The 11,787-nt window shown below is 48.1% G+C and carries 9 protein-coding genes; 3 read left to right on the forward strand and 6 right to left on the reverse strand.

From position 1 onward, the window contains the following. Nucleotides 1–2 precede the first annotated feature (2 nt). On the reverse strand, nt 3–3,473 hold the full coding sequence (gene smc, locus BFC18_RS05005; RefSeq protein WP_070124101.1) for a chromosome segregation protein SMC: 3,471 nt from the start codon (nt 3,471–3,473) through the stop codon (nt 3–5). Between the two features lie 274 nt (nt 3,474–3,747). Here smc and cysZ point away from each other — a divergent pair, with 274 nt between their 5' ends. Further along, a complete protein-coding gene (cysZ, locus tag BFC18_RS05010; RefSeq protein ID WP_070124102.1) occupies nt 3,748–4,491 on the forward strand; it encodes a sulfate transporter CysZ in 744 nt (247 codons plus the stop codon). 16 nt (nt 4,492–4,507) lie between these two features. Here cysZ and BFC18_RS05015 read toward each other — a convergent pair whose 3' ends face one another. After that, the gene (locus BFC18_RS05015) at nt 4,508–5,995 is read right to left on the reverse strand and encodes a tetratricopeptide repeat protein (protein ID WP_070124103.1); all 1,488 of its coding nucleotides are present in this window, start codon (nt 5,993–5,995) and stop codon (nt 4,508–4,510) included. A gap of 12 nt (nt 5,996–6,007) precedes the next feature. Continuing rightward, nucleotides 6,008–6,898, reverse strand: a complete 891-nt coding sequence (nlpI, locus tag BFC18_RS05020) for a lipoprotein NlpI (protein ID WP_070124104.1) — start codon at nt 6,896–6,898, stop codon at nt 6,008–6,010. Between the two features lie 106 nt (nt 6,899–7,004). Between nlpI and cdd the strand changes: the two genes are divergently transcribed. Then, nucleotides 7,005–7,448, forward strand: coding sequence for a cytidine deaminase (gene cdd, locus BFC18_RS05025; RefSeq protein WP_483757029.1), 444 nt, complete (start codon nt 7,005–7,007; stop codon nt 7,446–7,448). 53 nt (nt 7,449–7,501) lie between these two features. On the opposite strand, the gene BFC18_RS05030 is transcribed toward cdd, so the two are convergent. Together BFC18_RS05030 and pnp are read right to left on the reverse strand one after the other, a co-directional pair. Next, the gene (locus BFC18_RS05030; RefSeq protein ID WP_070124106.1) at nt 7,502–7,792 is read right to left on the reverse strand and encodes a DUF1244 domain-containing protein; all 291 of its coding nucleotides are present in this window, start codon (nt 7,790–7,792) and stop codon (nt 7,502–7,504) included. Between the two features lie 75 nt (nt 7,793–7,867). Then, entirely contained in the window at nt 7,868–9,988 is a 2,121-nt protein-coding gene (pnp, locus tag BFC18_RS05035; RefSeq protein ID WP_070124107.1) for a polyribonucleotide nucleotidyltransferase, read from the reverse strand. Nucleotides 9,989–10,239: 251 nt separating this feature from the next. Between pnp and BFC18_RS05040 the strand changes: the two genes are divergently transcribed. Next, a complete protein-coding gene (locus tag BFC18_RS05040) occupies nt 10,240–10,785 on the forward strand; it encodes an HNH endonuclease (RefSeq protein WP_070124108.1) in 546 nt (181 codons plus the stop codon). A gap of 15 nt (nt 10,786–10,800) precedes the next feature. Here the strand turns inward: BFC18_RS05040 and BFC18_RS05045 are convergent, their stop codons facing one another. After that, entirely contained in the window at nt 10,801–11,691 is an 891-nt protein-coding gene (locus tag BFC18_RS05045) for a mechanosensitive ion channel family protein (protein WP_070124109.1), read from the reverse strand. Nucleotides 11,692–11,787 lie beyond the last annotated feature (96 nt).

The following is an 11,787-nucleotide window of genomic DNA, read 5'->3' on the forward strand; positions in this document are numbered from 1 at the left end:
TTTTATGCTTCGACGAAGGCCATGGCTTCATCAACATCCACTGCTACCATTCGTGACACACCTGGCTCAGCCATGGTGACACCGGTCAAGTGGGTTGCCATTTCCATCGCAATCTTATTGTGGGTGATATAGATAAATTGCACCGATTTCGACATTTCTGATACCAGTTTACAGAAACGCCCCACGTTGGCGTCATCCAGCGGCGCATCCACTTCGTCGAGTAAACAGAAGGGCGCCGGATTAAGCCGGAAAATTGCAAACACCAATGATAAAGCGGTTAAGGCTTTTTCTCCACCGCTTAACAGGTGAATTGTACTATTTTTCTTGCCCGGTGGACGGGCCATGATAGTGACGCCCGTTTCAAGCAAATCGTCATCGGTTAGTGCCAAATACGCAGAACCACCGCCGAATACCTTCGGGAACAGTTGTTTCAGGTCGTCATTAACCTGCTCAAAGGTTGCAGAGAAACGGGTTTTGGTTTCTTTATCTATCTTGCGGATTGCCGTTTGTAATGTATCCAGCGCCGAGACCAAATCATCAAATTGCGTATCGAGGTGTTGTTTACGTTCAGCCTGCGTTTCATACTCTTCCACCGCGGCAAGGTTCACAGCCCCTAAACGGCTAATTGCAGCAGACGTTTTATCGAGCTCCTGCTGCCAGCTTTGCTCATCGGCATCGTCGCTTAATTCTGGCAGTATTTCTTTTAACGACTGCCCCGTTTCCTGCAGTTGCTCCAGCACAGACATCGCCCTTACCCGGGCACCTTCAATTTCAATATTCAAACTATCGATGACGGACTGACGCTGTTGAATTTTTGTTGCCAGCCCTTGGTGACCTTGCTGTGCCTCTCGCAGCAGGCCTTCCATCTCAGTTAACAATTCTTGTTTTTCAATCCGCGCAGCTTCAATATCTTCACGCTGAATAAGCAGTTGTTGTAGTTGTTCTTCCTGCAACGCCAAAGGTTGACTAAGTGATTGTTTTTCCTTATCCAACTCCACTTCTCGCTGCTGATACTCAACCAGCTGAGCGTCGTTACGCGTAACCTGTTGGCGGTACATTTCCTGCTGATTTCGCTGTTGCTGAACGGTGAGCTCGAGCTGATGTTTACGGGATTTCTGCTGCTCAGCACTTTGACGGCTATCCCGTAAACGTTGCTCCAAAGACTCCCGGTTATATCGTGCCGACTGCTCTTCTTCTTCGGCTTCCATCAACTGCATTTCGAGATCTTCAAGTTGTTCTGTGAACGTTTCAAGCTGTTCATCATCCCGCGCTAGGTTAAACTGCTGACGGGCGAGTTCTTCGTTCGTTTTTGACTGCCGGTAGGCCAGTTGCTCAGCTTGTTGAACAAGTAAATCGAGTTGGTGACGTTGCTGCTGTAATTGTTGTTGCAGTTGTACGTGTTGTTGACGGTTCTCATCGACTTGTCGCGCCTGGGTCGTTAACCTTTCCTCAGCAACCTCAAGCGCCTGTTTACATGCGGTGACTTTCTCCGTAGACAACGCAATATCGTTTTCCAGCGTTCGCATTTGTGCCAATCGCTGTATCGCACCGGCGGTTTCTTCTTGCGCCGTTTTATGAATAAGCCAGTCTTTCCCCAACCAACTGCCGTCTGCGCATATTATCGAGTCGTGTGGTTCAAGAGATGGTAACAGATCGCGGCCTTGGGAAAGCGTTTCAACCAGCCGAATGCGATAAAAACAGGCAGGCACATAGTCCCCGTCGATAATTTCAGCCAGCGTACCAGTGCGGGTTGTATTCTGTTGGGAAAGTGCAAACAAACGATGGCCAGTGGGAAAGTAATCCACCGAAGCAATGATCGTTTCCAGAGAGTATTCTTCTGCAACCAGTGGATCGTTGAGCCATACGGAAACTTGCTCCATCAAAGACTCATAGCCGGGTTTTACCTTAACAGACTGCCAAAGCTTAGCCACACCAGCGGGCAATGCAGCCGCTTCTGACGCCGCCAACTCTTGTAAACTTTCCAAAGCAGCAAACCGCGATTCAAGTTGATGTAAATATCGCTGAGCATCGGTGAACTGTGCCTGCGCTTGTTGGTGCGTATCTCTAGCAGTTTGATGCGCTTCCTGAGCCAGCGTGATTTCATCTTCGGCAATGGCAACCCGCTCTTCATAAACAGCCAAACCACGTTGGGCCTCTTCCTGTTTTGCATCCAGAGTGTCGTCCTGCAAGGCTGATAGCTCTTCGTTTAACTCACCAATACGTTGAGTGGTGCGAAGCTGCATGGTAGTAGTAGACTGAATTTGGCTGTGTAGCCCCTGCACTTTCTGCTTTAAACCGTGATAGAGATTTTCTTGCTCGCGGCGTTTTTGATTAAACTCCCGAAGCGCTGATTCAGCAAGCGACTCCTGCTCCGCAGCCTGATCGATGGTTTCTTCCAGCATCAATAGTTCAGGCTCTGATGCTTCCAGTGTTTGCGTGGCCATAGCGAGGGCGTCTCTGGCCTCTTGTAAGGAAACGGCTAACAGCGCCCGGCGTTCTTGCAGTCCTTCAAGTTCCGCATTAATTTGCGTTTCACGCTGCTGACTGTGCAGCGCGTTTTGTTCAATACGGGTGATTTGTGTAGATACGGTGAACAAATTTTGCTGTAAATCATCCAGCGTCGCCTTTATCTCTTCGGCCTGGGTGCGATAGGTTTCGATTCCGGCTTCGTCGCCACGCTGCTGCGCAATCAGGGCGTCGAGTTCATTTTGTAGTTGGGCCTTTTCACCTTCCACTTTTTCAATATGATCACTGTGCTTTAACCAGCGAAGTGCAGAAAGCTCACTTTTTAATTTACGCTCCGACGCTTTAAGTGCCTTATATCGTTGAGCTGCGGCAGCCTGTCGTTGCAGTTTCTCCAGTTGCCTGCCCAGTTCACCACGCACATCTTCAAGGCGCTCCAGGTTGTCCTGGGTGTGACGAATACGGTTTTCAGTCTCCCGACGGCGTTCTTTGTATTTTGAGATCCCTGCTGCTTCTTCAATAAAGACGCGCAATTCCTGTGGTTTAGACTCGATTAAACGGGAAATCATCCCTTGCTCGATAATGGCGTAACTACGGGGCCCGAGTCCGGTACCTAAGAACAAATCGGTAATATCACGACGACGGCACTTCGTCCCGTTAAGAAAATAATGTGACTGTGCTTCCCGGGTAACCAGCCTGCGTACCGCCAGTTCGTTATACTGAGCATATTCGCCGCCTATCCGACCAGAACTGTTATCGAACACCAGCTCCACAGAGCATTGCCCTACCGGCTTTCGCGCCGATGAGCCATTAAAAATAACATCGGTCATGGCGTCGCCACGGAGATTTTTCGCAGAACTTTCTCCGAGAACCCAACGTACTGCATCGATAACGTTTGATTTTCCGCAGCCATTCGGGCCAACAATGGCGGTCATGTCGCCGGGAAAAGGAATAGTGGTAGGATCGACGAAAGATTTAAAACCAGCGAGTTTGATTTTCTTCAGACGCATACATGCTCCCGGGTTAGATGACACCCAAGAGAAACATCATTGCGATAGGAACATGCCGGAAAAATCAGCATCGACGTTTTTTCACCCAATTATCGTGAAAACTCACGGTATGAGAAAGCTCACATTATTATTATGCCCTGACTCTACCAAAACTAACACGCTGTAACAATTGGGTTTTAGCTTTGTAAAATCAGGCAGGTATAATATGTTGGCTTAGTTATCACTTGTTCGGTGGTGCCCGTTTAATACCCCCTAAACCTCTACAGGAGTTAAGATGCAGAGTAAAAGTGGTTTCAGTTACTTTCTTTCCGGCTTCAGCCTAATCACAACCAAAGGCCTCAAGCGATTTGTGTTTATTCCGCTGATTGTGAATTTGCTGCTTTTTTCAGTGGCGTTTTACTTTCTTTATGGGCAAATTGGTGAAGGGATCACCTGGCTAATGAGCCTTATCCCTGAGTGGCTTGGCTGGCTAAAAAGCTTTATTACTTTTATTCTCTGGCCTATTGCAGTGGTCTCGGTATTGCTGATTTTCGCACTCATTTTCGGCACATTAGCGAATTGGATAGCCGCCCCATTCAATGGCATTCTTTCAGAAAAAGTAGAACGGCATTTGTCTGGAAAATCAATTGGCGACGAAGGCGTTTGGTCGTTGATTAAAGACGTGCCTCGCATGTTAGGAAGAGAGCTCGCTAAACTGGTTTGGTACCTGCCCCGCGCCATCGTATTTCTGTTTTTGTTTCTGTTACTGCCAGTCATCGGACAATTGTTGTGGTTTGCTTTTAATGCCTGGATGATGGCAATTCAATATTGTGATTACCCTTACGATAACCACAAAGTGCCTTTTCGCGTGATGCGATATCATCTCGGGCAACACAAGACCAAGTGTTTTTCGTTTGGCGTAGGCGTGAGTCTGTTTTCTCTGGTACCGCTGCTTAATTTTGTTGTTATGCCGGTTGCCATCTGTGGTGCCACGGCCATGTGGGTTGACCACCTAAAACCAGACTTCGACCAACGCTAATATATTAGGTTTGGTATCAGAATTGAGCCGGAAGATCTTCCCGCTCAATGTCTGTTTTTCGGCTGCTTTCTTCATCGTTCGACGCCCCAAGAAACCCATTATATCGGTTAAGCCATTTACTAGCCTGAGGCGTCTGTCCTGCCTTTTGAAATGCCTGAAATAAATTCATGAATATCGGGCGCTGGGCCGTTGGTCGTGTGAGCTGTTGCCGCCACAAGGCCATGTAAATGGGGGGGATATCGCCGCTATCGTGATGCTCGAGAAACGTGATATGGCCTGAGGGCTTATAAGCTCGTATGTCGCTGCGAGCACAACTTTGTGCTGGCCAAATTCCTACTCCCGGTTGCAGGTTTTGCCAATTATCGAGGGTAGACAACGGCGCGTAGGTGAGCTTGCCATCAAATATTAAATTAGGTGCATCGCCGCTGCCACAGTAGCGCTCAGCCGCGTTTTTCCCCAGTGCATACTCGTCAACGAAACCGGCAAAGTGCGCCAACTCGTGCACTAATACCGCGTATGAATCGATAAGATCAAGGAACATTACGCCATTATTCACATTGGCTTTGCCTTGTTCAGACACCACGATTGCATGGGTGAGCTGACGTTTTTCAACGGCATTTGCCAAAGGCCGTACATCGCAGCCAAGGCGGGGCTGACCTTTATATTCAGCCTGGCAATCCAGAGTGCCTTTTTCGAGCCAAACGGGATTGTCTAAGCACACCGCTAAATTATTAAAACGCCGATCTTTACGAAATGCCCCTACCAGCTCATCGGCTTTAACAATGGTGGAAAGCGAGGTGGCGAACACCCCCACTCGCTGCGCACAGTCTGCATTCTGCCAGTTACGGGCCCGGACATTTCCGGCTTTAAACGGCGCATAGTCTGCCAGCACCCGTTTTACTTTTTCCGCCATAACGTGGCCACCATCGGCAGCCTGCTCAATCCAGTTTCGGGCTGCATCACGATTTCCATCGTCCCACAACAAACGACCATACTGAAACGCACTTTGCGGATAATCATTGGCTGTGATCCTGAGCCAGGCTCGAGCCTCTTCCGGCTGCTCGTTGAGCATATACCAATCAGCTAATGCGGCCTGGGCAGGCAGATAGCCCTGCTTCGCTGCCCGTTTAAGCCATGTTTCCCGCTTTTTCGGATCTTCGGTGGCCATGCCGTAGGCTAACTGCGCTTCGGGCACATTGCCGATGGCAGCGAGTCCCATTAAGCGGTCGCTTTTCTCATCATCACCAATCAACTGATACAACGCCCACGCCGCGTCGGCATTATCCAATGCAACGAGCTTGTTCAACCAATATTCAGAATTATTCAGCGACGCCCAGGCAACCAGACGAGTCTCAGCAACCTCACTACCGTTTCGCGCGGCTTCCCACAAAATGGGCGCAGGCTTCTCGGCATATTCAGCATTAAGCAGGAGCTGTTTACTGTCGTGACTGGTGTCAGCCGCTACTAACAAAATTGCCAGCAGGGCAACAATGAATCCACGCATAAAAGAACGTTATTATTCCGCAGCGTCGGTAGACTGGCGAAGACGGTTGAGTTCAATTCTGGCGTACCGATGTTCTACATAATCGTATACGTTAGTGCTAAGTGCCAGTTTGAAGTAGTTGGAAGCAATGCCTTTATTTCCCAGTGCAGAGTGATACTTCCCTAAATAGAAATAGGCTTCACATAAGCGGTCGGTCAATTCTTTTTGACTCGAAATACCTTCAATGAGAGAGTTGAGCAGGTCGTTTTCTGAGGCCGAACCGAGGAACAATTCGACCAGCTTCACCGCCCAGTGATTTTGATTCAGTTCATTGCTCGCCTTGAGTAAATACGCCTGCGCTTCTTCAGCATTCACATCATGCTTGGCAAAATAGGTCCACAATACGCGGAACGGATCGCTTTGGTCCTTAACCTGAAACTTTGCCAAATCATCGACCGCTAAATCGGCGCGACCGCCATAATAAAGCGCAATGCCACGATTCAAAAAAGCAAAATCGTATTCCGGATCGATATCTAACGTAGAGTCGAACGCTTCATAAGCCTGAATGAAGTCCAGTTGCTGAACGAAGTGAATCCCCATGGAATTGTAGGCTTCTGCCATATCGGGTTTCAGCTGCAGCGCCTGAGAATAATCGTACTGCGCTAAACCGCCTAACCCCACACTGTCGTAAAGCATGCCGCGTTGATACAGCAACTCGGCTCTGTCTTCTTCAGGAATTGAGGCATTAGCAAGAATTTGGTTATAACGGGCAATGGCCATTTGTGAACGCGGATTAACCGGCGCTGGCTCCGCCAGTAATAGATTACCCATTTCTGTTTTTTGCTGAGGCGCCTGTTGACTGGCACAACCTGAGAACATAACAGTCAGCGAGGAAAAAAAGATGAGACTAATGACTTTACGCATGTTAAAAATGGGTCTACTCACTATAAAAAACAAGGGTGCGGGAGACTGTCATCGCGACAGCAACGGATGGCTGACACCATCGCCGATTTACATTCAAAAGTAAAGCCTGCGCCACAAGAGAAATGTCATGGAAAATAAAAGAATAACACAACTCACGGAATCTGCTCAAACTGCGAGAAAAAACGCCCACGCCCCCTACTCGGGTTTTCATGTAGGTGCCGCCGTACTGACCACTGAAGAGAGCATCTTTGCGGGATGTAATGTAGAAAATGCCGCCTATCCGCTGGGTCAATGTGCAGAAGCCACGGCCATTGGCGCCATGGTAGCTAGCGGCGCAACCAAGATTGAAGCCATTGTGATATCCAGTCCGAACGATGATTTATGCTTCCCCTGCGGCGGTTGCAGGCAAAAGATAGCCGAATTTGCTGACGATGACACACCGGTTATTTTAGTCACTGATTGCGGCAAACAAGAAACCTATACTGTGGGCGAATTACTTCCTCACGCCTTTCGATTTAGTCACTTAAGTGCTAACAAAGAAAAAGCCTGACAGTGCATTGTCAGGCTTTTGATAATCGACTTGTGGTAGTTGAATAATACCGGCTATTTGCTTTTCGCATTCAGTGCCGCAAGTTGCTCGTCAGTGGCAGGCAGTTGATGGTTTTCTTTCCACTCGCTGTAAGGCATTTTATAAATCACCTCGCGGGCGGCATCGTAGTCCATCTCAATCCCTTCATCAGCTGCCGCCTTTGCGTACCATTTCGCCAGACAGTTTCGACAAAAATCCGCCAGAATCATCAGATCAATATTCTGTACCTGCTTGTTGTCGTCTAAATGTTCCAGTAAACGACGAAATGCAGCCGCTTCAATGCGGGTTTGTTGCTCGTTGGTCATATTCTTCTCCAATAAAAAAGGGCGCTATAACAGCGCCCTTACATCATGATACTTTCAACAAGAAGACTGACGATATTACTCGCCTTTGTCTTCTTCTTTAGCCTGTGGAGCTGGCTTTTCAAGCAGCTCTTTGATGCTTAGACGTACGCGATTCTGACGGTCGATTTCCATTACTTTCACGTCAACCATTTCGCCTTCTTGCAGATAGTCGGTTACTTTGTTCACACGCTCGTGAGCGATTTGTGAAATGTGAACCAGACCTTCCTTACCAGGCAGAACTTCTACGAATGCACCGAAGTCAACGATACGGGTAATCTTACCGTTGTAGGTTTTTCCTACTTCGATATCAGCCGTTACGCCTTCAATCATGCCGATAGCGATATCTGCTTTAGCACGCTCAGTGGCGAAGATCTTGATAGTACCGTCATCTTCGATTTCGATGTTGGTATCAGACGCTTCAGTGATAGAACGAATCATCGCACCACCTTTACCGATTACGTCACGGATTTTGTCCTGGTCAATCTTCATGGTGTAGATGCGCGGAGCAAATTCGCTCAGCTCTTCACGGTGACCGGTAATCGCCTTATCCATTACGGTCAGAATGTGTAAACGGGCTTCTTTTGCCTGCTTAAGTGCAATCTGCATAATTTCTTTGGTGATACCTTCGATCTTGATATCCATCTGCAGCGCAGTGATACCGTTGGTAGTACCAGCTACTTTAAAGTCCATGTCACCCAGGTGATCTTCGTCACCCAGAATGTCAGACAGAACCACAAAGTTTTCGTCGCTCTTAACCAGACCCATTGCGATACCCGCAACAGACGCTTTAATCGGTACACCGGCATCCATCAGGGCCAGAGACGTACCACATACAGATGCCATTGAAGATGAACCGTTAGATTCAGTGATTTCAGAAACCACACGTACTACATACGGGAATTCTTCTTCAGAAGGCATAACCGCCTGAATACCACGCTTTGCCAGACGACCGTGGCCGATTTCACGACGCTTAGGAGAACCGATCATGCCGGTCTCACCTACACAGTAAGGAGGGAAGTTGTAGTGCAGCATGAACTTGCTGTCACGCTTGCCCTGCAGTTCGTCAATCATCTGTGCGTCACGCTCTGTACCTAAAGTGGCAACAACCAGTGCCTGGGTTTCACCACGGGTGAACACAGCAGAACCGTGAGTACGTGGCAGTACGCCAGTCGCAACGTCAAGGGCACGAACCATAGCAGGATCACGACCGTCAATACGCGGCTCACCGGCCAGGATGCGTGAACGAACCACGTCACTTTCCAGATCGTGCAGCAGATCAGACGCCTCTTTCGCGTCCTGTTCAGGATTCGCTTCAAGAATTTGAGCCAGCGCTTCTTCAGTAACCCTAGTTACCGCATCTTTACGCTCAAGCTTGTCAGAGATCTGGTAAGCCGCAGTCATGCCGCTTTCAGCCAGTTCTTTTACTTTCGCTTTCAGTTCGGTGTTTTCAGCTTTAGGCGCCCAGTCCCATGCCGGCGTATTTACTTCAGCTGCAAACGCTTTAACCGCTTCAACAACCGCTTGCGACTGTTCGTGACCGAACATTACCGCACCCAGCATGACGTCTTCAGACAGTACGCTGGCTTCAGATTCAACCATCAGAACCGCACTTTCAGTACCGGCAACAACCAGGTCAAGCTGGCTTTCAGGTTGCTCAGAGAAACGTGTATTCAGGATGTACTCGCCATCTTTGTAACCTACACGGGCTGCACCAACAGGACCATTGAAAGGAATACCGGAGATAGCCAGTGCCGCAGACGTACCGATCAGTGAAATGATGTCAGTCGGGATTTCAGGGTTCGCAGAAAGTACGGTAACAACAACCTGTACTTCATTGAAAAAACCTTCCGGGAACAGTGGACGGATTGGACGGTCAATCAGACGGGCTGTCAGTGTTTCGCCTTCTGAAGGACGGCCTTCACGTTTGAAAAAGCCACCCGGAATTTTACCGGCAGCGTAAGCTTTTTCCTGATAGTTAACCGTTAACGGGAAGAAATCCTGATCGGCTTTCGCTTCTTTTTTACCAACCACAGTTACCATCACAGAGGTATCGTCCATGCTGGCGATGACGGCTGCAGTTGCCTGACGTGCGATAACGCCAGTTTCCAGAGTTACAGTATGCTGACCATACTGAAAAGAATGAGTAATAGGAGTCACTATTTGTCCTTTATTTTCTTTAATATATATATTCGCTTTTGAACGCGGCGCATAGTATAGCCGCGATAATTACCTAATGCCATTATCAAATGCGCAAACTGTTGTCACAACGAATTTAATGAGATTAATTGGTTATCACATCGAATCTAACGGGGTTTTCTACGAAAAACCTTGGCTTTTGTTCGTTTTTTCATCATATTGACATATAAATCCGTAAGCTTGAATAGTGTTACAGATTAGGAGATGTCTTAATGCTGGTACTTCGACTGAATAAAGCCGGTATGCCTCAGGAATGGGTTCAGCCCGAAGAAGCAGCCAGGCTGTATTGCCAAAATAAAGTCTTATTCGAATTGGGAGCCGCTGCCTGTACACTCCACGGTGGTTGGAACAATGCCGGTTTGCAAAGCACTCTTAGCCTGTCCAGCATTATCGCCTGCGACGGTAAAGTTACCGATGTGAACGGTAAAGTAGCATTAAACAACCGCTACCTTTTTAGACGTGACAATCATTTATGCCTCTATTGCGGACAGCATTTTAGTCCGAGCCAACTCACCCGCGACCACATCATTCCCCGCTCCCGTGGCGGCGAGGACAAGTGGACAAATGTGGCTACTGCTTGCCAGCGTTGCAACCATGCTAAAGGCGCGCTCACACCAGAAGAAGCAAATATGCCGCTGTTGGCCGTGCCTTTTAGGCCAAACCTCTACGAGCGTTTTTACTTAATGAACCGTCGGATACTTGCCGACCAGATGGCATTCCTAAGCAATTATTTTACTCACCAAAGGGAGTGGGATTAGCCAACGCTTGCGAGTTTACTCATCAAAGCCTGCTTTCAGCGCAGGCTTGCTGTTGTGACCAACCGCCACATGCCACAGACTCATCCAATCCTCTGAAATCTGTTGCTGCAATTTATGCGCTTCCTCGATGGGACAAAACAACGACACGGTGATACGTAACTTAGCAAACTGATTGGTTTCAATGGCAATATCCGGGTCGATATCAATAAACTCGGCTTCCATATGACGCTCGATAAGGCTTTTATAACGACCAGCAACCTCTCGAAAATGTTCACAATGCTTCAACGTTCTGGCCTTAAATTCGGGCATCAGCGCATAAGGGTTGGACTCAGGTTCCATTACTAGGGTAAAGCTATGTAAGGTATATCGACGCAAGAAATTCAAGTTTCGCACAGACTGCGTGACAAGCTGACTATTTGGCACGTACAAATGCTTACCTGTGTAAACATGGGATTCAGGATCGACTTCCAGCAATGTGGTTTTTGCCCAGTCTATCTCTACCACTTCGCCGCGAATATTATTCATTTCGATCCAGTCGCCTACGCGAAACGGTCTTGCACCGAGATAGTAAATAAACCCCATGAAACACTGAATGAATTCTCGTGTTGCCAGCACAATCGCAACCATGAAAGCCGCAATGGAGATCGCCAGACTCTGAATTTCAGTGGCCCATATCATCACAACGAGCACCAGCAATCCGGCGTTACCCAACTGTTCAATAATATTTATTGAATGGCGTTTATCTTCGCCCGTAGTGCGGCTTCGCTTTTTCAGCAACCATAAAACACCCCGCTTCACCAGCATATAAACAAATACCAGCAATGCGGAGCTAAGGAGTTTTTGGGATTCAGTGAAGTCGACAACCGTTTGCCACCACACCTGATATTCGGTGCTGATATCTATCATAAAGTCTGGGTAACCTAAGGATTAACAAAAAAAAACACCGGCCAAAGCCGGTGTTTCTCATTATTACAACTCGCTGCTGCTTGTACAATGCAGACC

The sequence above is a fragment of the Alteromonas confluentis genome (assembly GCF_001757105.1).
GTDB classification, from domain to species: Bacteria; Pseudomonadota; Gammaproteobacteria; order Enterobacterales; family Alteromonadaceae; genus Alteromonas; species Alteromonas confluentis.